This is a genomic window from Polyangium jinanense, from assembly GCF_028435265.1.
Taxonomy (GTDB): Bacteria; Myxococcota_A; Polyangia; order Polyangiales; family Polyangiaceae; genus Polyangium; species Polyangium jinanense.
The window spans coordinates 333040-352287 of record NZ_JAGTJK010000002.1 but is presented as its reverse complement, the minus strand read 5'-3'; the positions used below and the strand labels follow the sequence as shown (position 1 = coordinate 352287).

Genomic DNA, 19248 nt, shown 5'->3' with positions numbered 1-19248 from the left:
CTTATCCATCGCGCCGCGGCAAAGGGCCAAGTTGAGGGCGAACCGGCAGGAAATACCGGGCGTGGTCGAGCTCGTTCACCCCCACGAAGAGCTCCACCTCGAACACCTCTTTGAGGCGCCGGTACGTCATCACCTCCTCGATCGACCCGTGCGCCACGAGCCTCCCCGCCTTCAAGAGCGCGATCCGATCCGCGTACTGCGCCGCCGCGTTCAGATCGTGCAGCACCATCAGGCACGCGAGCCCACGCTCCCGCACCTCGCGCCACACGAGCTCCGACAACGCGAGGAAGTGCCGCACATCGAGGTGCGCCGTCGCCTCGTCGAGCAAGAGCACCGGCGCCTCCTGCGCGAGCGCCCGCGCGATCGCGACCCTCTGCTGCTCGCCGCCCGACAGCTCTGACACGCGCCGATCCGCGAGCGTTTCGAGCTCGCACGCGGCGATCGCCCTCTCCACCGCCTCTTCATCGTGCTTCGACGCGCGCATCCATGCGCCCTGGTACGGCGCGCGCCCCATCATCACGATCTCGCGCACCGAAAAGCCCACCACCGGCTCCGACGACTGCGGCACGAGCGCGATCCTCTTCGCGATCTCCCTACGCTCCATGCGCGCGAGGGACTCGCCGAGCACCTGTACCTCGCCACGCTGGGGCGGGAGCGCGCCCGAGATCACCTTCACGAGCGTCGACTTTCCGGCGCCGTTCGGCCCGAGGACCGCGCAAATCTCGCCTTTCCGCACGGAAAGGTCGATGTTCTCGAGCGCCACGCCTCCTGCCGCGTAGCGAACCGAGACCCCGGATAGTTCGATGGCATTCATGGCAACCGCGACATTTCAGGCCCTCGGACGATTCACGCTGTCATCACCTTGCACATATGCGTTACAGGTGGTCCAATTCGATCGCAGCGCGAAGGGGAGATCATGGATACGGTGAAGGAGACCTCGGGGGCCAGTGCGACGCCGCGACGCGTCATCAAGCGGTACTCCAACCGTAAGTTGTACGATACGAAGGACAGCCGCTACGTGACCCTCCAGCAGATCGGGGAGATGGTCCGTGCCGGCGAAGAGGTCCAGATCATCGACAACGCGACCAAGGAGGATAAAACCGAGGTCACGCTGGCGCTCATCATCTCGGAGGACCTCAAGTCCCAGCCGCGCAGCGTGCCTCTCGGGACGCTGCGTGATCTGATCCAGGAGCGCGGCGAGCGCCTGCTCAACACGCTCCGCGAAGGCCCGATCGGTCGGCTCATCCCGGGCGGCGGACAAGAAGACGCCCCCGCGGAAGCGGCGCCGGCCGCCCCCGCGGAGAAACCGCCCACGCAGCCGCCGCCCGCGCCTGTCGCGGCCGCTCCGGCCGAGGCGGACAAACCCGCCGCCGCCCAGGGCGCGAAGGGGCGTTTGTCCGAGATCGTCGAGAGCTCGAAGCAGACCCTCGACCAGTGGCAACACGCCGTGGACGAGCGGATCCGCCACATCCTGCCCGGCGTTGGCCTCTTCCGCGACCTCCAGACCGACGTCCAGCGCCTTTCGCAGCGCGTCGAGGAGCTCGAAGCCCTCGTCCGCAAGCTCGGCGGTGATCCAGGCAACACGTCCGAGACGCCTGCGCAACCAGAGACCTCGGCCGAGGAATAGTCCGAGGGGGGCTCCTGTTGGGAGACCGCGATGGCGTTTTTCTTCAGTAAAAAGCCAGCTTCGGTCGCCCAGGACCTGAGCATCTCCGGCGCTGGGGACGGTACGTCGGGGCTCGACACGTTCGAGGTGGAGCTGCTTGGCCACCTCGACACGCTTTATGCGGTGAGCTGCCGCATGACGCGAAGCACGACCGAGGCCGAGGATCTCGTCCAGGACACGGTCGTGAAGGCCATGCGCGCCCGCGACCAGTTCGAGCCGGGCACGAACCTCAAGGCCTGGCTCCTTCGCATCCTCACGAACACCTTCATCAACCGCTACCGCCGCGGCGGACTCGAGCGCGACATCCTCGAAGGTCCGGACGTCGAGTCGCTGACCGACGGATGGATCGGCGCGACGACGATGCGTGGCATGCGGGATCCCGAGACGGCGGCCCTCGCACCGCTCGTCGAGGCCGAGGTCCAGCGCGCGCTCGACGATCTGCCGCCGGAGTTCCGCGTCGCTGTCGTGCTCTCCGACATCGAAGAGCTCTCCTACAAGGAGATCGCCGAGGCGATGGGCACGCCGATCGGAACGGTGATGTCGCGGCTGCATCGCGGCCGGAAGCTCTTGCAGAAGACGTTGCGCGACCATGCGGTCGCCATGGGCATCGTGAGCGAGGGGTCCTCGAACAAGGCCGACCAGGCTCCGACGGACCTCGCGGCGTACCGGAAGCGGAAGCGGAGTGCTGCGGTATGAATGGGCTCAAGGTGATGACCGACGAGTGCTCGTTGTTCGCGCGTTGCATGTCGGCGTACGTGGACGGAGAACTCGATCCAGGACACGCGGTCGACATGGAGGCGCACGTCCTTCATTGCGGCACGTGCTCCGAGCGCGTCACGTTCCTTCGCGCGATGCGCGCGAGCATGAAGCGCACGGCTGAAAAGCGTGTCCCCGACGCGATGCGCGCGCGCCTCCACGCCGCGATGCTCGCCGAGAAGCGCCGCGTGAAGGACGCCGATCGCGAGGTCCATTCCGCGAAGCTCGTGAGCTGGAAATACGCTGCGACGCTCGCGGCTGCGGCCGGTGTCGCGCTCACGGTGGCGGCCGCGAAGAACCAGAAGGACGTGGCGGTCACGCCGGAGCTCGCGCGAAGCGGCGCGACGACGGAGATGGCTGCGGCTGGCATGGACTCGCTGCTCGACGATCTCGTCGCGCTTCACGCGCATCCCTTGCCGCCCGAGACGACGAACCCCGAGGAGCTCGTCCGTTTTGATCCGCTCGTCGGCGTGCCCGTTCGTCGGCCTGCGTTCCAGCCGTTCGTGGCGAGCTTCAACGGCGCGCGCGTGCACGCGATGCGTGATCAACGCGCCGCGCTCCTGCAATACACCGTCGAGGGCAAACACCGCGTCACGGTGTACGTCTTCGATCCGCGCGCCGTGCCGATGATGCGCGTGACGCGGCTCGAGCCGCGCGTCGTGCGCGAGCGTCCCGTCTACGTGGGCAAACTCCGCGGCTACTCGGTCGCTGCGGTCGAGAAGAGCGGCGTCGGTTACGCGCTCGCGACGGACTTCGACGACGAACGCAGCGCGCAGCTCGTCCTCGCCGCCACGCAGCAATAACCGCTTGGGGGCTACGCTCGGACAAGCCGAGCTACGCCCCCAAACCCCCACGAGGGGTTCGCGGGGACAAACCCGGCAAACCCCTCTTCCTCCCCGACAAACCTTCCCTACTGCACGAGCCCGGCGCCGCCCTTGCGCGGATCGGCGCCGACCAGAAGCGCCCGCGCGCCGTCCGGGCCCTCCGCGATCGACACGGCCTGCACCGCAGAGAAGTTCGGCTTGCTCGTGTCCACGACCTCGCCGCGCTTCTCCAGGTCTTGCAGCACCTCGGTCCCGATCGCCGCGTCGATGAACAGCCCGCCCGTCGGCGGCGTCTCGAAGCGCGGCGCGGCCACGGCCTTGTCCACCGGCATCCCGAACACGAGGTGCGACAGGAGCACCTGCGTCGTCCCCGTCGCGATGCGCGTCCCGCCCGACCCGCCGAGCGCGAGCACGGGCTTTCCATCCTTCAGCACGATCGTCGGCGTCATGCTCGAGGCCGGCCGCGCGCCGCCGCGTGGATAGTTCGGCCCGTTCGACATGCCGAACAGCTTCTCCACGCGCTCGGCCGTGAAGTCCCCGAGCTCGTCGTTCAGCAAGAACCCGGCTTCCGTCGCGAGCTGCGCGCCGAACATGTTGTTCACCGTCGTCGTGATCGACGCGACGTTCCCCTCCGCGTCCACCGTCACGATGTGCGTCGTGCCCGCGTCGTTCACGGGGAAGTTCTCGGCCTTCGTCGTCGACGTCATCGAGATCTTCGCGCGCCGCGCCTTCATCCGCTCGGGGCTCACGATCTTCGCCAGATCCATCTTCACGAATTTCGGATCGCCGAGCAGCCGCACGCGATCCGCCACCGCGCCGCGCATCGTCTCGGCGAGCAGGTGCGTGTACGCGCCCGTGTTGTGCCCGAGCGCCGCGAGATCCGCCTTCGAGTGCATGTGGAGCGTCTCGAGCATCATCACCCCACCCGCCGAGGGCGGCGGCATCGTGACGACCTCGTAGCCTTCCCACTGCGTGCGCAGCGGCTCTCGCTCGAGCACCTTGTACTCCTCGAGATCCTTCTTCGTCATGCGGCACTTGCCGGCGCGCGCCGTCGAAAGGATGTCGGCCGCGATCGACCCTTCGTAAAACGCCTTCTTCCCCTCGGCCGCGATCTTCCGCAGCGTCGCGGCGAGCGCCGGGTTCTTCACCATCTCGCCCACCGGCACGATCGCGCCGGCCTTCGCGAAGAGCCCGTACCGCGGCGTCGAAAGCAGCCACTTCTCGTTCCACTTGAGCGCCCGCACCATGTGCGCGCTCACGGGAAAACCCTTCTCCGCCGCGTCCGCCGCGCCGCGCACGAGATCCGTCATCGCGAGCTTGCCCCAGCGCGCATGCAGCTCCGCGATGCCCGCGACTTCCCCCGGCACGCCCGTCATCACGCCGCGTTTGTCCTCGGGCACCGGCCGCTTCGCGAGCTCCGTCGGCACGAGGTCCTGCGGCGCGGTCTCCCGGAAATCGAGGATCCGGATCTCCTTCGTTTTCGCGTCGTACACCGTCGCGAACCCGCCGCCCCCGATCCCGCTCGACACCGGATGCACCACGCCGATCGCGAAAGCCCCCGCGATCGCCGCGTCGACCGCGCTCCCGCCGCGGGCGAGCACGTCCATCGCGATCGCCGACGCCGTCGCGTTCTCCGTCGCCACGGCGTACTTGTGCTTCGCCTTCGCCGCGGGCGCGGCCGGCGCGGGCGCTTGCGCGGAGCCTTGGGGGATCAGGTTCGCGGCGGGCGCGGCGGGCGTGGGCGCGGGCGGCGGGGCCTTCGCCGTGGCCTCGTCCGGCGAGCGTGCGGCCGGTGCGCTGCAGCCCGAACCGGGCAGGGCGACGAGCAGCGCGAGGGCGGCGGCAAACGATGCCGTCGAGAGGGCACGGAGAGTTCGCATGAAGTAGCTCCTCTGCGCGGGCGCCCCGCGCGTGCGCTAGGATGCCCCGGCCGTGCCGCGGGGATCAACCGTGGCCGGAGAGAGCATTCGATCCCCGACGGGAGAGCCAAACCATGCGCTTCGTGTTCGTGATGGACCCCCTGACCCGCGTGACGCACGACAAGGACACCACCTTCGCGTTCATCCGCGCGGCGCAGGCGCGAGGTCATCAGAGCTTCCACTGCTTGCCGCAGGACCTCTACGTCTCGCAGGGATTTCCGTTTGCCACGGCGCACCGTGTCGAGATCCTCTCCGATCCGCCGTACATCACGCTCCGTCGGGACGAAGGCGCGCAGCGCCTGCCGCTGCACGACGTCGAGGCCGTCTTCATCCGCAAGGACCCGCCCTTCGACCAGGCCTACCTCTACGCGACGCTCATGCTCGAACCCGCGCGCGGCAAAACGCTCATCGTCAACGACCCGCGGGGCCTTCGCGACGCGAACGAAAAACTCTACGCACTCGGCTTCTCCGAGTGGACGCCGAAGACCCTCGTCACGGCCGATCGCGACATGATCCACGACTTCGTCCGCGACGTCGGCGGAAGCGCCGTCATCAAGCCGCTCGACGGCGCCGGCGGCTGGGGCGTCATGATGCTCCGCTCGGACGACAAGAACGCCCGCGCCATCGCCGACATGCTCACCGGCGAAGGACAGCGGCTCGCGATGGTGCAGGAGTTTCTCCCGGCTGTGTCCGAGGGCGACAAACGCATCCTCCTGCTCGACGGCGAACCCCTCGGCGCGATCCTGCGCGTGCCGCGCGGCGACGAGATCCGCTCGAACATCCACGTCGGCGGCCGCGTCGTCCCGACCGACCTCACGCCGCGCGAGCGCGAGCTCGTCCGCTCCGTCGGCGCGCGCCTCAAGGCTGACGGCCTCTACTTCGTTGGCCTCGACGTCATCGGCGAGCACCTCACCGAGGTGAACGTCACGAGCCCGACCGGCATCCAGGAGCTCAGCCGCTTCACCGGCAAGGACCAGGCGGCCAGCGTCATCGAGTGGGCCGAAAAGACCGCCCGCTCGCGTTGATTTCGACCCGCAAAAACTTGGCCCGCGCGGCCCCTCTCGACGAGGGTTCGCGCATGGCCCCGCCCGCCCACGCTTGCGCCGTCTGCGCCGCCGAGGCCTCGGCGACGACCTCGCTCGTCCGCGTTTACGTCGAGGGACGCACACTCCACCTCTGCCGCAACCACGCGGCCACCGTCGTCGCCGCGCGCCCGGAGACGTTCGAAGAGCTCCGCGCGCTCTTCGTCGGCGTCACCGTACGCACGGGCAGCGGCGTCGAACGCAGGTCGCCCATTCCGCGCCGCTGGGGCGAGGATCGACGCGCCTTCCCGCCCCGCCCCGAAGGCCGCCGCGTCGCGAACGGCCGCCGCTCCACCGATCCTCATGACTGAGCCCGCGCCCTACACGACACGCATGCAGCAAGCCCGGCGCATCGCCCTCGCCCTCGGCTCGAACCTCGGCGACCGTGCCGCCACGATCGAGCGCGCCATCGCCGAGCTCGGCGCCACGCCGGGGTTTGTCGTGGTCGACTGCTCGCCGCTCTACGTCACGCCGCCGGCCGGCGGGCCGCCCCAGGGGGATTATTTGAATGGCGCCGTCCTCGTCTCCACGGCTTTGCCGGCGCGTGACGTCCTCGCACGGACGCAGGCGATCGAGCGCGCGCTCGGCCGCGTAAGGCCGGATCCCGTCCGCTGGGGGCCGCGCACGATCGACATCGACATCCTCTGGATCGAGGGTGAATGCATCGACGAGCCCGGCCTCGAAGTCCCGCATCCGCGCCTCGAAGGCCGCGTCTTTGCGCTCCGCCCGCTGCTCGACGTCGCCCCGGACGCGGCGCATCCGCGCACAGGCAAACGTTACGATGAGTTACCTGCGGCGCACCTCCCGATCACGCGCGCATAAGGCACGCGCACGGAAGCGTCCTCGACATAGCCACGCGGACCGGGTATCGTCGCGGCATGCGAATGCTTCGTCTTTCCTTGGTTGGGCTTTTCCTTTTGGGTGCCGCGCAAACCCTCGCGGCGTGTGGCGGCGACGTCACGAATAACGGGCAGGGCGGCTCGGCCGGCAGCGGCGGCGCGGGCGGCAGCGGCGGCGCGGGCGGTAGCGGCGGCGCATCGCCGGGCGACGCCAAGCAGGCTTGCATGGATTTCTGCCACATCGGCGAGGTCAACAACTGCGGCATGGAGATCGACAATTGCAGCGAGTTCTGCGATAAGGTTTTCGCCGACGCCGGCGCCGAATGCGAGGACGAAGTGGGCACGCTCTTCGCGTGTTACATCCCCGCCGCGAAGGACTGTCCGGACGACCCGCCGCCCGAGTGCAACGACGAGGCGGAAGCCGTGGAGGCCTGCCAGGAGGCGAACGGTTGCGTCGACAGCGGATGCTTCGAGAGCGGCGGGCCGGATGGCGCGACGAGCTGCGGCTGCGACACCACCTGCAAGGGCGTTGTTTATTCGACGGTCTGCGATACCCCCGCCGGCGGCGGAATGACGACGTGTACGTGCACGCAGGGCGACATGGTCGTCGGCACCTGCACGAACACCGACGCCCAGGGCTGCGGCGTCGACACGAGCTGCTGCGCGCAATTCTTCAATCTCTAGCAGATTGTCGATAAACTTGCTGCACGCCCTGGATCGTCGGTCGTCGTCCTCCCTAGCTCCAGGGCGCTCGCGGCGTTTCTCGACAACCTGCTGACCGTCAGCCCACTTCGGGCTCGGGCGGCATCACTTTTTCCACGAAATACCTGAGCACGTCGAGCGGGGTGATGATCCCGACGAGCCGTCCGCTCCGCACCACCGGCAAATGGTGAATCTGGCCCGTGCGGAGAATGGTCATCACCTCGTCCGTCGTGGCGAACTCGTCCACGACGATCGGCGGGTGGCTCATCACGTCGCGCGCCGCGGCGCCGGGCGTCTGCCCTTGCAAGAGCGTCGCCATCAGATCCGTCTCGCTCACGAATCCGACCACGCGCTCGTGCTCGTCGACGACCGGGACGCCGCCGATCCGCGCGTCCACGAGCAGCCGTGCGATCTCCTCGAGCGGCGTCCCGAGCGAGACGGCGTCGGCGTGATGCGTCATGATGTGGCGCGCGTGTCCCTTCATGGCCGGGGGAAGAATGGAGCCTCGCGACCGGCCTGTCCACCCCTCGCGAGCGTCCGTCCCCACATGAGCGGAACGGACTTCCGTATCAAACGAGGCGGGTTCGTCCGCGCGCCTTGAGCGCCGCGACCACCTCTTTCACGTCCTGCGCCCGCGCCCGCGGCACCACGAGCAAAGCGTCGTCGGTCTCCACCACCACGAGATCCTCCACGCCGACGAGCGCAATCACGCGTTTGCCCTCCTCGGCCCCGGCGCGCAGATCGAGCACCAGGTTCCGCCGCGCGTCGACGAACAGCGCGCTCGGGGGCGCCGCATTCTGCTGCGCGTCCTTCTCGGCGAGATCGAATGCCGTCTGAAAACTCCCCACGTCGCTCCAGCCGAAATCGCCGGGGACGACGGCGAAATGGTCGACGTGGTCCATCACGCCGTGATCGATGCTGATCGACGGCAATGTCGGGAAGATTCGTTCGAGCGCGGCTTGCTCCTCGCCCTCCTCGGCGGCGCGGTCGATCGCGTCGAGCCCCTCGGCGAGGGCGGGCATGTGCGCGCGGATCGCCTCCACCATGTCGCGTACCCGGAAAAAGAACATCCCCGCATTCCAGAGATGCTTGCCGCCGGCCACAAAGCTTTCCGCGCGCGCCGCGTCCGGCTTCTCAACGAATCGTTTCGCCAGAAGCGCCTCGACGCCGCGCGCTTCTCCTTCGACCTCGATGTACCCATACCCCGTCTCCGGGTGCGTGGGCTTGATTCCGATCGTCGTGATCGTCCCGCTCGCGGCCGACGCCACGGCGCGCTCGAGCGCACGCCGAAAACCCGGGACGTCGCGCACGTGGTGATCACTCGGCAGGACCATCAGCACCGCGTCGGGGTTCGTCCGGGCAATGTGAAATGCGGCCCAACCAATGCAAGGCGCCGTGTTCCGCGCGGCGGGCTCGACGAGCGTGTTCTCGGCGAGCAATTCCGGCAATGCCTCGGCCGTCTGCTCCACGAGGTGCTTGCCCGTCGCCACGAAGAGCCGATCCCAGCCGACGAGCGGCGTGATCCGCTCCGCCGTCTGCCGGATGAGCGGAGACTTCCCGACGAGGGGCAAGAGCTGCTTCGGCCGCGCGGCGCGCGAGGCCGGCCAGAAACGCGTGCCGGCGCCGCCGGCGAGGATCAGGGCGTAGACGGAAGGAGCGGATTGCATGGTTTGTCATCCATGGACATAACGGCCATCACGGGCGACGCCGGTGCCTCCCCTGCCGAAACCTCGCCGAACGAACGGCCGTACGAGACCGTGGCGAAGCCCAAGGGGAGGATCCAGAACGCAAGCCGCGCAAGGGCGTGTTTTTCGAGCAAGCTGCGCGCGAGGCCGATCGCGACCGTCGCGCCGAGGAAAGCCGTCAAAAGGCCGAAGCCGATCGCCGGCGCGCCCATCTCCGGGACCTCCGGCATCCCGAACAGGCCCGAGACGAACGACGCAAGCAGCGTGATGCCCGTGAGCGCGAACGCAAGATCGAGCGCGCGCTCGGGCTTCGTGCCCATCCACATCGTGATCACGAGCGCCGCGCCCACGTCCGAGCCGCCGGGCAGTGCGCCCGTCCCGTGCACGAGGCCAAGCAGCGCGGCGAGCGAGAGCGGCGGCGCCTCCTCGCGCCCGGCCGGGGCGAGGCTCATCGTGGCCACGACGAGCCCCGTCCAGACGAGGCCGAAGCCCACCGCGATCGGCGCGCCGCTCCAGAGCTCGACGTAGGGCGCCGCGAGCGCGCGCGCGAGCAAGCTCGTGCCCGCCGCGACCACGAGCACGGCCGCGTCGTGCGCGCCCGGCGACGAACGCACGAGCGAAGGACGCGCGACAGCCCTGAGGCCCTCGGAGACCGCGGCGACGAGGCTCCGCCGGGCGCCGACGAGCAACGCGGAGGCCGTCGCGACGTGCAGGATCGACTCGAGCGCCGCGGCGCTTCGCCCCGGATCGAGCCAGAGGCGGGCGACTGCGTCGTGCCCCGAACGCGAGATCGGCAGCGCCTCGGCGAGGCCCTGAATCCCGGCGAGCAGCACGACTTCCGCGAGCGGCAGCACGCGGGCAGTGATAGCAGCGCCGCGGCGCCCTTGTAAATCGGGCTGCTAGGCCGCCTTCTCCCGTGAGCCGCCCTGCGTCATGCCCTGTTCACTGCTTCCCGCGCCCGTCGTGGCTTGCGAGGTCCCGTGCGTCCCGCCAGCCGTGCTCGTCGCGCCTGTCGTGCCTGTCGCGGATGTTTGTCCCGCGGTCGTGCTCGCGCCCGTGCCCGACGCGCCGCTCGCCGAGGTTTGCGGACGCACGCCCGATTGCACGGCTTGCTCCTCTGCGCGGCCTTCACCCCGCTTCACGCTGATGCGCTTCGGCTCTTCTGCCTTCGATTTCGGGATGACCACCTCCAGCACGCCGCTGTTCAGGTTTGCTTCGATCCGCTCCGGATCGATCCCCTCGGGCAGCGTGAACGACCGGGTAAAACTCCCGTACGAGCGCTCGTAGGCCCAGTATCGGTCGCCCTCGTCGCGCTGCTCCTCCTCGCGCCTGCCGCTGATCGTGAGCCGCCGGCCGGAGACGTCGATCGAGACGTCGTCCTCCTTCAGCCCCGGCAGATCCGCGCGGATCATGTATCCATCCTTCGTCTCGCGCACCTCCATGTCGGGCATGAAGGCCCGGCCTTGCGGCAGGAAGGACTCCATTTCGGCGAACGGATCCCAGGAGAGCATCTCGCGCATGCGCCGGAATGGATCTCCGTAACCGAGCGCGCGGAACGGATCCACGGTCGCGAGCCGCTGCTCCCGACCCGGCTCCCGGGCGCCTGCCTGCGTCATCTCGCGCGATTGCCCCTGTCCTTCTCGGCCTTCTCGTCTGCGCATGAATCCAGCCATGATGACCCCCTCCTATTCGATTGACTTTGCACTTCATGCACGTTCCGTGCGCAAGGCGGGCACGGTGACGATTGCACAGTGCCACGGAGGAGTCCGCCTCGGAGGGCCCGCGAACGGGCGTCCTGGAAGGACGGTCGCGCTCCCCCTGCGCATGAAGGTTGCACGGATCGGAGGACATGCGCCGTTTGCTCCTCGCCCTCGCGCTCGCCGTGACCGGATGCGGCAGCTCGTATTATTATCAGCCCGCCGAACAAGCCAACGCGTCGGTATCAGGATATCCCGCGGCGCGGTACGACATCCCGCCGGGCTCTGGCAAAGGGGACGTGCGGGTGAGCTCGTTTGGCGTGACGGACGTGCGCCTCTCCGAGGACGAGAAACCGGTCCGCGCGCTGCACGTCCGCTTCGTCGTGGCGAACGAGGACGGCACCGAACCGTGGACCGTCGATACACGCGAGCTCCGCGTGCAGTTCGCCGACATGGCGGGTGAGACCGCGCCTGCGCTCGCGAATGCGACCCACGAGGGGATGCCCGTCGTCGTGGTCCCGCGCGGCGAATCGACGACGATCGACGCCTACTTCCCGCTCCCGGAGTCGCTCCGGGGCGCCCGCGACCTGCCGCAATTCGACATCGTCTGGCGCGTGCACACCGACGATCGTGTCGTCACGCAGCGGACCCCGTTCGAGCGGCGCACCATCGAGCCTCCCCCGTCCACGGTGACGTACGGGTATGGTTATGGCTGGGGCGGTGGGGCGTATCCGTACTGGTGGTACGATCCGTTCTTTTATCCACGCTCGGTGGTCATCCAGCGAGGCCCTGCGCAGCCGCGCGTTTATTACTACGGATATCCCCGCTGAGAACTCCGGATCGTCGTACAGGGAGGAGGGCCCGCAATGGCGACGAGCGTGGAATTCGGAACGACGAGCGTCGCCAAAAAGGCGCTCATGGCGGTGAGCGGGATCGTGCTCACGGTGTACGTCGTCCTGCACCTCGCGGGCAACCTGCTTTATTTCGCCGGCCCCGAGGCGCTCGACGCGTATGGCGCTCTCCTCCACCAAAATGCCGCCCTGCTCTGGTCGGCCCGCGCCGTCCTCTTCGCGTCGTTCGGCGTACACGTGGTCGTCGCGCTCGACCTCTACATGCGCAAGCAGGTCGCGCGTCCGATCTCGTATGGCCGCTACGAACGCGCGGCGAGCAGCCTCGGCGCGCGCTCGATGCTCTGGACCGGCCTCATCCTCCTCGGCTTCGTCGTCTATCACGTCCTCCATTTGACCCTCGGTCTCGCGCACCCCGCGTACGCCCCAGGGCGCGTGTATTCCAATGTCTCGGTCGCGTTCGCCTCGGTCGTGCCCACGGTGATTTACGTGGTCAGCATGATCGCGCTCGGCTTGCACGTCTCGCACGGCGTGCTCGCGATGACGCAATCGCTGGGGCTCACCCTGCAGCGTGACCGGCTGCGCGCGCTCCGGCGGCTGTCCGTCGTCCTCGCGCTGATCGTCGCCCTGGGCCTCGCCGCCATTCCGATCACCGCGCTCGCGCTCTCTTTCACGAGGGGGCGGTAGGGGAAATTCATGCACCTCGACGGCAAGATCCCCGGCGGTCCTCTTCCGCAGAAATGGGAGCGCCGCAAGCTCGAATACGCGCTCGTGAGCCCGGCGAACCGCCGCAAATACCGTGTGCTCGTCGTCGGCACGGGCCTCGCGGGCGCCTCGTGCGCCGCCACGCTCGGCGAGCTCGGCTACCGCGTCGAATGCGTCTTCTTCCACGACAGCCCCCGCCGCGCGCACAGCATCGCGGCCCAGGGTGGCATCAATGCCGCGAAAAACTACCAGAACGACGGCGACAGCGTGCAGCGCCTCTTCCAGGACACGATCAAGGGCGGCGATTACCGGGCCCGCGAGGGCAACGTCTACCGACTCGCCGAGGTGAGCCTGCGCATCATCGATCAATGCGTCGCGCAGGGCGTCCCGTTCGCCCGTGAATACGGCGGAAAACTCGCGAACCGCTCCTTCGGCGGCGCCCAGGTCTCCCGCACGTTTTATGCGCGCGGCCAGACGGGCCAGCAGCTCCTCCTCGGCGCCTACCAGGCCCTGCTCCGCCAGGTCCAGGCGGGCACGGTGCGCATCTCGCCGCGCACGGAGATGCTCGACCTCGTCGTCGCCAACGGCAAAGCCCGCGGCATCGTCGCGCGTGACCTCGTGACCGGCGAGATCCGCACGTTCGTCGCCGACGCCGTCGTCCTCGCCACGGGCGGGTACGGCAATGCCTATTACCTCTCGACGTACGCGCGCAACTCGAATGCGACCGCGATCTGGCGCGCCCATCGCCGCGGCGCGTACTTCGCAAACCCCTGCTTCACGCAGATCCACCCCACGTGCATCCCCGTCAGCGGCGAGCACCAATCGAAGCTCACGCTCATGAGCGAATCGCTCCGCAACGACGGCCGCATCTGGGTCCCGCTCCGCGCCGGGGACGAACGAACGCCCGAGCAGATCCCCGAGGCCGAGCGCGACTATTACCTCGAGCGCCGCTACCCGAGTTATGGAAACCTCACGCCGCGCGACGTCGCCTCCCGCGCGGCCAAGGCTGTTTGCGACGAGGGCCGCGGCGTCGGCAAGAGCGGCCTCGGCGTCTACCTCGATTTCGCGGACGCCATTCGCCGCCTCGGCGCGAGCGTCATCGGCGAGCGGTATGGAAACCTCTTCGCCATGTACGCCGAAATCACCGGCGAGGACCCCTACCGCACCCCGATGCGCATCTACCCGGCCATTCATTACACGATGGGCGGCCTCTGGGTCGATTATGATCTCATGAGCACGATCGACGGCCTCTTCGTCATCGGCGAGGCGAACTTCTCCGACCACGGGGCAAACCGGCTCGGCGCGAGTGCGCTCATGCAGGGCCTCGCGGACGGCTATTTCATCGCGCCGCTCGCCGTCGGCAGCTACCTCGCGCGCGCGAAGCCGCCGTCCATCGACGATTCTCACCCCGCGTTCGGAGAGGCGCGCAAGGATACGGCATCCCGCATCGAACGGCTGCTCTCGGTGCACGGCAAGCGCACCGCCGCCTCGTTCCACCGCGAGCTCGGCAAGCTGCTCTGGGACCAATGCGGCATGTCGCGGAACCGCGCAGGCCTCGAAAGCGCACTCGCCCAGATCCCCGAGATGCGCGAGAGGTTTTACCGGGAAATCCTCATCCCCGGCCAGGGCGAATCCTTGAACCGGGAGCTCGAAACCGCCGGCCGTGTTGCCGATTATTTCGAGCTCGCCGAGCTCATCTGCCGCGACGCCCTCCGCCGCGAGGAGTCCTGCGGCGGCCATTTCCGAGAGGAGTACCAGACGCCGGACGGCGAGGCCCTGCGCGACGACGAGCATTTCGGCTACGTCGCCGCATGGGAATGGCGCGGCGAGGGTGGACCCCACGTCCTGCACAAGGAGCCGCTCGTCTTCGAGGCGGCCCCGCCCATGCAAAGGAGCTACAAGTGATGCGGATCGCGCTCGAGGTCTGGCGTCAGCGAAGCCCCGAGGAGCCCGGCCGGTTCGTCCGGTACGAGACCGCGGAGGCCTCGCCCGACATGTCGCTGCTCGAGCTGCTCGACGTCGTCAACGAGGGCCTCGTGCAAAACGGCGAGGAACCGATCGCATTCGACAGCGATTGCCGCGAAGGCATTTGCGGCACCTGCGGATTCATGGTCAACGGCCTCGCGCACGGCCCGCTCCAGGGCGCGGCCGCGTGCCAGGTCTATCTCCGCAACTTCCGCGATGGAGAGACGCTCTGGATCGAGCCTTTCCGGGCGAAAGCATTTCCTCTCATCAAGGACCTCGTCATCAACCGCAGCGCGCTCGATCGAATCATCGCCGCGGGTGGTTACGTTACGGTGAACACGGGCAATGCGCCGGAGGCGAACACCTCGACGATCCCCAAGGACCTTGCCGAGCAAGCCATGGATGCCGCGGCGTGCATCGCGTGCGGCGCCTGCATCGCGGCTTGCCCGAATACCTCGGCCGCGCTCTTCACGGGCGCCAAGATCACGCACCTCGGAAAACTCCCGGAGGGCCAGCCCGAGCGAGGGCGGCGCGCGCTGCGCATGGTCCGGGCCGCGGCGGTCGAGGGATTCGGCCATTGCACATTCGCGGGTGAATGCGAGACCGCATGCCCGAAAAGCATCCCCCTCCAGGTCATCACGCAAATGAACCACGACTACCTCGCGGCCCGGCTCCGCGGCGAGGGACGCGCGCAACCAAGGCACATCGAGCCCGGCACGCCGAAACGACGCCGCTGACGCGCTCGCGCTACGCGCCTCGACCGCCGCCGTGGTAACCTCGGCACCGCGCCATGCTCCCGACCTTCCTCGCGCGCCTCGCCGACCCCGCCATCGAGACCGTCCTCCTCTGCGGCTGCGGGGGAGGCTTCGATTTCTTGCAAGGCGCGACGCTCCTGCCCGAGCTCGAGCGCCTCGGCAAGCGCGTGATCCTCGGTAGTTATTCGTTCGGGGAGCCCGAGCGCATCGACGACGCGCCCGTCGTGTACACGGCCGAGACCGGCGCCGTCGTCAAGCGGGTCCTCGGGCATTCGAGCCCCCCGCCCGATTACGGCCCCGAGGTGCACCTCGCGAGCTTCCTCGATCAAGAGCGCCCCGAGGGCGCGCCGCATTTCGTCTACGCTTATTATGCACGGGCCTTCACCGTGCCCGCCCTCCGCGCTTTTTATGCCGAGCTCGTCCGCCGGCACGCCGTCGACGCGGTGGTCCTCGTCGACGGCGGCTCGGATTCGCTGATGCGCGGCGACGAAGAGGGGCTCGGCGATCCGATCGAGGACGCGGTTTCCGTCGGCGCAGTCGCCTCGCTCGAAGGCGTGAAGCTCAAGCTGCTCTGCTCGATCGGCCTCGGCGCTGACCGCTTCAATGGCGTCTCGGACGCCGCCAGCTTGCGCGCCATCGCCGAGCTCACCGAGGCGGGCGGGTTCCTCGGCGCCGTGAGCCTCGAACCGACGAGCCCCGGGTATCGCTTTTACAAACGCTGCATCGAGCACGTCTATGCGAACCAGACGTTCCGCTCGGCGCTCACCGGATTCATTCTCTCTGCGGCCGAGGGCCATTTCGGCGGCGAAGAAGTCCCGCCGGCCCTGCGCAGCCGGGTGAGCCCCGGCCGCTTCTTCGTCTGGCCGCTCATGGCCATGGTCTGGGCGTTCGACGTCGAGGTCGTGGCGGGCCGGTCGAAAATCGTCGGCTGGATCCGCGATTGCACCACAGTGCGGGATTGCCACCTCGCGCTCCGCCGCGGCCGCACCTTGCTCGCGGAGGGCCCGCGCGAGGTGGAGAACCTGCCGCGGCAGGAGGACATGGTCGGTTATTGAGCCGGTTCGGCCCGACGAACACGCGTCTCGTCTGCCATCCGCCGAATGCAGAGCCTTAGCCCCTCCCGCAGGTTCGCGCAGGTCGTCAGGCTCGACAGATCGAGCCCGAGCGTCACCATCGTCTGCGCCACCGTTGGCCGGATCCCCGTGACGATGCCCTCCGCGCCGAGCAGCCGGATCGCGCGAATGAGGCTGAAGAGGTGGCTCGCCGTCATCGTGTCGACCATATCGACGCCGGTCAGATCGAGGATCGCGAACCGCGCCGACGTGCGCACCACGGCCGAAAGCAGGTCATCCATCACGCGCGCCACGCGCCGGCTATCGACGACGCCCATCATCGGGAGCGTGACCACGTTCTCCCAGACCTGAATCACGGGTGTCTCCAGGTTCCGGATGACCTCCTCTTGCCGCTCGATGAGCTCCATCTTCGCCCGGAGCTCGAGCATTGCTTTTCGCATGTCCCTCTTGGCGAGCGTCAGGCCCAGCATGTGCGTGGTCTCGCCCTCCTTGTTGCGTATCGGGACGAACCAGCTCTCCCACAGGATGTCGAGGGCATCATTCGTTGAATTGATGAACTCTCCCTCGAGCGCGCGACGGATGGCGGCCACTCCATCGGTCACGTCCTTGTAAAGCTCGAAGAGGTTCTGTCCGATGAGCGTCCCGGGCTCGTTGCCACCGGTCCTGCATCCTTTGCCGTCATGCAGCAGGTACGTGCCCTCTTGATCGATCACGTATGCCGATAGATCCAGGCTATCGAGGATCGCGCGAAGGACACGCTCGGGCGCGGTCGGGGGCAGCAATGCGAGGTCTTCGGCAGGCGGCACGGCGAGCCGACCCGAGGAGACGCGCGGCGTCGGGACAATGGTGACGTAGATCTCGGAGCGACCCGGCGCACGCCGCGCGTGCAAGGAGAACGAGCGATAGAGCCCCTCGGCGTCACGCATTTGGCAGAGGGCATTCCAGTCTTCGCCCTCGCTCATCGTCGCCCACGCCGACGCGACCGTGTCCCTGTAATCGGGGTGAAGGGACTCGAACAAGGATCCGCCTCGCACGCGCTCAGCTCCAAGGACACGCTCGGCCTCAGGATTGAAGCCGGAAATCGCGCCCTCCTGGCTCGTGGCCACGAGGATACCAGGGCAATGCTGGAACCAAGCCGAATCCATTACACTCTCCACGAACCTATGCAGTCCAACGAATGGACTATCACGTCGCTCGTGGCAGCGTCGAGCGGGAAATCTGCAAAATCGATTACACCTCGGAAGGAATTTCCCGCGGATACGTCAACGATGTGACGTGGGGAGGCGGCGCGGCTCAGTCGTCCACGCGTGCGGCGAGGGCTTTCGGGGCGATCATTTTGTAGCTCCCCGCGACGAGGGCCCGCACCTCGTTCCAGTCGAGCGGATCATCGTCCTGCTCATCGAGTCGCACGTCGACCCACCCGTGCTTGCCCACGTATTTCGCGATCGTGAATCGCGGATCGGTGGCCACGAGCCCGGCTTGCATCTCGAACGTGGTCTTCACCCCGAACGACCACACGCCGTTCTCCCCGCCGATCCCCGCGAAGATTTTATCGCGCACCCGGAACGTCGGATGTCCCCAGGCCTCGACCTCGGTCGCCTCGGGAAAACTCATGCAAATGGCGCGGAACCGATCGAGTATCCCGCCGGGTCCCTCCATCTTGCTCGCCCCACGGACCGCCTTTTTCGCCGGGGGAGCGGCCTTCTTCGCCGTCGTTTTGGCCGTCTTCGCGGCCGCCTTTTTGGTGGTTTTCGTCAATTTCGTCGTGCTGGCTTTCGTGCTCGCCATGGTCCCTCAGTACCCGAGGTCACGCATCTTTTTCGTCGTCGTGGAAGGCAATGGTTTGGCGGTCTTCGCGTCGGTCGCGGGCAGAGGCCCGCGCGCGGCCAAGGCCGAGACCGAACGGCGGGCGTCCTCCTTCCCGTCGCGTACGGGGCGCGTGGCCATGCCGGTCCCGAGCGCGAGCGGTTTGCCGTCAACCGTCGCCTTCACCTCCTCGGTCGCCGCGCCCGTCACGACGGCGACGTTCTCCGGCTCGCCAGCGCGCGCGAGCGGACCCGAAGCAAGGCCGAGGACGAGCGCGGCGCAAGCGACCCATCGAGACATGGACCGCCATTCTGCCGCCCCCTCCCGCCGGATGTCGAGGGGTAGAATCACGCGCTCGATCCGGCCCCGGACGCCGCCACCCCGCCCCCGCCGCACCTTGACGCGCCCGTCGCCCTTGACTTCGCCGGGCGAAGGAGCGAGGTGTGCTTGATGCGCGCCCCCATTTCCCACGACAAACCCTCCTTCTCGCGTCGGCTTTCCGGCGTCCTCCTCGCGATCGCCGCGCTCGTCGGCCCCGCCTCAGCGGCCGCGGACGAGGTCGGGCCGCTCGAAGAGAGCTGTTACAACAAGAAGTCCGGCGATGCATGCGCCGATCCCGCGGGCGCCGCCGGCACGTGCACCGGCGTGAAAGACTTGCGAGGTCGCGAGCTACTCCGCTGCTTGGCGGGCGCCAAAGCTCCGGCCACGCAGCCGGCCGACACGAAGACCCAGACCCCGCAGCCGACCGAGGCAAAGACCCCGAGCCCGACGCCGTCCGCCGCGACCGTGTCCGTGGCCGAGAAAAAGGGCTGCTCCGTGTCGGCCGTCGGGAGCTCGAACGAAGGGGCGCCGCTCGTGATCACCGTCGCCCTGGCCGCGCTCGCCCTCTACCGAGTGAAACGCCGCGCGCAGCCCGCGGGGTGAGG

At 68.2% G+C, this 19248-nt stretch carries 22 protein-coding genes; 13 read left to right on the top strand and 9 right to left on the bottom strand.

Annotated features, from left to right (window positions below; genetic code table 11):
- Position 1 precedes the first annotated feature (1 nt).
- Positions 2 to 814 carry an ABC transporter ATP-binding protein gene (locus tag KEG38_RS05810; RefSeq protein WP_272418035.1) on the bottom strand — a complete coding sequence of 271 codons (813 nt, stop codon included), beginning with the start codon at positions 812 to 814 and terminating at the stop codon, positions 2 to 4.
- A 102-nt stretch (positions 815 to 916) separates the two neighbouring features.
- Between KEG38_RS05810 and KEG38_RS05805 the strand changes: the two genes are divergently transcribed.
- The 3 genes from KEG38_RS05805 to KEG38_RS05795 are packed head-to-tail and all read left to right on the top strand — an operon-like array spanning position 917 to position 3225.
- On the top strand, positions 917 to 1627 hold the full coding sequence (locus tag KEG38_RS05805; RefSeq protein ID WP_272418034.1) for a polyhydroxyalkanoate synthesis regulator DNA-binding domain-containing protein: 711 nt from the start codon (positions 917 to 919) through the stop codon (positions 1625 to 1627).
- Positions 1628 to 1657: 30 nt separating this feature from the next.
- Positions 1658 to 2362: a sigma-70 family RNA polymerase sigma factor gene (locus KEG38_RS05800; RefSeq protein WP_272418033.1), complete on the top strand. Its 705-nt coding sequence runs from the start codon at positions 1658 to 1660 to the stop codon at positions 2360 to 2362.
- Positions 2359 to 3225: an anti-sigma factor family protein gene (locus KEG38_RS05795; protein WP_272418032.1), complete on the top strand. Its 867-nt coding sequence runs from the start codon at positions 2359 to 2361 to the stop codon at positions 3223 to 3225. Before KEG38_RS05800 ends, KEG38_RS05795 begins: the two co-directional genes overlap by 4 nt.
- A gap of 107 nt (positions 3226 to 3332) precedes the next feature.
- Here KEG38_RS05795 and ggt read toward each other — a convergent pair whose 3' ends face one another.
- Entirely contained in the window at positions 3333 to 5126 is a 1794-nt protein-coding gene (gene ggt / locus KEG38_RS05790; RefSeq protein WP_272418031.1) for a gamma-glutamyltransferase, read from the bottom strand.
- Between the two features lie 113 nt (positions 5127 to 5239).
- Between ggt and gshB the strand changes: the two genes are divergently transcribed.
- The 4 genes from gshB to KEG38_RS05770 are packed head-to-tail and all read left to right on the top strand — an operon-like array spanning position 5240 to position 7770.
- The gene (gene gshB, locus KEG38_RS05785) at positions 5240 to 6190 is read left to right on the top strand and encodes a glutathione synthase (RefSeq protein WP_272418030.1); all 951 of its coding nucleotides are present in this window, start codon (positions 5240 to 5242) and stop codon (positions 6188 to 6190) included.
- Positions 6191 to 6243: 53 nt separating this feature from the next.
- The gene (locus KEG38_RS05780; RefSeq protein WP_272418029.1) at positions 6244 to 6558 is read left to right on the top strand and encodes a hypothetical protein; all 315 of its coding nucleotides are present in this window, start codon (positions 6244 to 6246) and stop codon (positions 6556 to 6558) included.
- On the top strand, positions 6551 to 7069 hold the full coding sequence (folK, locus tag KEG38_RS05775) for a 2-amino-4-hydroxy-6-hydroxymethyldihydropteridine diphosphokinase (RefSeq protein ID WP_272418028.1): 519 nt from the start codon (positions 6551 to 6553) through the stop codon (positions 7067 to 7069). The genes KEG38_RS05780 and folK overlap by 8 nt, the downstream gene beginning before the upstream one ends.
- Before the next feature lie 56 nt (positions 7070 to 7125).
- Positions 7126 to 7770: a hypothetical protein gene (locus KEG38_RS05770; protein ID WP_272418026.1), complete on the top strand. Its 645-nt coding sequence runs from the start codon at positions 7126 to 7128 to the stop codon at positions 7768 to 7770.
- Between the two features lie 97 nt (positions 7771 to 7867).
- On the opposite strand, the gene KEG38_RS05765 is transcribed toward KEG38_RS05770, so the two are convergent.
- From KEG38_RS05765 to KEG38_RS56390, 4 genes are all read right to left on the bottom strand, one after another.
- The gene (locus KEG38_RS05765) at positions 7868 to 8272 is read right to left on the bottom strand and encodes a CBS domain-containing protein (RefSeq protein ID WP_272418025.1); all 405 of its coding nucleotides are present in this window, start codon (positions 8270 to 8272) and stop codon (positions 7868 to 7870) included.
- 85 nt (positions 8273 to 8357) lie between these two features.
- Complete coding sequence (locus KEG38_RS05760; RefSeq protein WP_272418024.1) at positions 8358 to 9455, bottom strand: mannose-1-phosphate guanylyltransferase; 1098 nt, start codon at positions 9453 to 9455, stop codon at positions 8358 to 8360.
- Positions 9425 to 10327 carry an undecaprenyl-diphosphate phosphatase gene (locus KEG38_RS05755; RefSeq protein ID WP_272418023.1) on the bottom strand — a complete coding sequence of 301 codons (903 nt, stop codon included), beginning with the start codon at positions 10325 to 10327 and terminating at the stop codon, positions 9425 to 9427. Before KEG38_RS05755 ends, KEG38_RS05760 begins: the two co-directional genes overlap by 31 nt.
- 45 nt (positions 10328 to 10372) lie before the next feature.
- A complete protein-coding gene (locus KEG38_RS56390) occupies positions 10373 to 11146 on the bottom strand; it encodes an Hsp20/alpha crystallin family protein (protein WP_272418022.1) in 774 nt (257 codons plus the stop codon).
- A gap of 176 nt (positions 11147 to 11322) precedes the next feature.
- On the opposite strand from KEG38_RS56390, the gene KEG38_RS05745 reads away from it, so the two are divergent.
- From KEG38_RS05745 to KEG38_RS05725, 5 genes are read left to right on the top strand one after another with little or no spacing between them, the layout of a single operon-like run.
- Complete coding sequence (locus KEG38_RS05745) at positions 11323 to 12000, top strand: hypothetical protein (protein ID WP_272418021.1); 678 nt, start codon at positions 11323 to 11325, stop codon at positions 11998 to 12000.
- A gap of 36 nt (positions 12001 to 12036) precedes the next feature.
- Entirely contained in the window at positions 12037 to 12705 is a 669-nt protein-coding gene (locus KEG38_RS05740; protein WP_272418020.1) for a succinate dehydrogenase cytochrome b subunit, read from the top strand.
- Positions 12706 to 12714: 9 nt separating this feature from the next.
- On the top strand, positions 12715 to 14628 hold the full coding sequence (locus tag KEG38_RS05735; protein ID WP_272418019.1) for a fumarate reductase/succinate dehydrogenase flavoprotein subunit: 1914 nt from the start codon (positions 12715 to 12717) through the stop codon (positions 14626 to 14628).
- Positions 14628 to 15425, top strand: a complete 798-nt coding sequence (locus KEG38_RS05730; RefSeq protein WP_272418018.1) for a succinate dehydrogenase/fumarate reductase iron-sulfur subunit — start codon at positions 14628 to 14630, stop codon at positions 15423 to 15425. Before KEG38_RS05735 ends, KEG38_RS05730 begins: the two co-directional genes overlap by 1 nt.
- Before the next feature lie 53 nt (positions 15426 to 15478).
- Complete coding sequence (locus KEG38_RS05725) at positions 15479 to 16498, top strand: DUF1152 domain-containing protein (protein ID WP_272418017.1); 1020 nt, start codon at positions 15479 to 15481, stop codon at positions 16496 to 16498.
- Here the strand turns inward: KEG38_RS05725 and KEG38_RS05720 are convergent.
- The 3 genes from KEG38_RS05720 to KEG38_RS05710 form a co-directional block, all read right to left on the bottom strand.
- Positions 16492 to 17661 carry an STAS domain-containing protein gene (locus tag KEG38_RS05720; RefSeq protein WP_272418016.1) on the bottom strand — a complete coding sequence of 390 codons (1170 nt, stop codon included), beginning with the start codon at positions 17659 to 17661 and terminating at the stop codon, positions 16492 to 16494. The two genes, KEG38_RS05725 and KEG38_RS05720, sit on opposite strands and share 7 nt — an antisense overlap.
- Positions 17662 to 17809: 148 nt before the next feature.
- Positions 17810 to 18304, bottom strand: coding sequence for an MmcQ/YjbR family DNA-binding protein (locus KEG38_RS05715; protein WP_272418015.1), 495 nt, complete (start codon positions 18302 to 18304; stop codon positions 17810 to 17812).
- A gap of 6 nt (positions 18305 to 18310) precedes the next feature.
- Positions 18311 to 18622: a hypothetical protein gene (locus KEG38_RS05710; protein WP_272418014.1), complete on the bottom strand. Its 312-nt coding sequence runs from the start codon at positions 18620 to 18622 to the stop codon at positions 18311 to 18313.
- Between the two features lie 150 nt (positions 18623 to 18772).
- Here KEG38_RS05710 and KEG38_RS05705 point away from each other — a divergent pair, with 150 nt between their 5' ends.
- On the top strand, positions 18773 to 19246 hold the full coding sequence (locus KEG38_RS05705; RefSeq protein ID WP_272418013.1) for a hypothetical protein: 474 nt from the start codon (positions 18773 to 18775) through the stop codon (positions 19244 to 19246).
- The last annotated feature ends 2 nt before the right edge of the window (positions 19247 to 19248 follow it).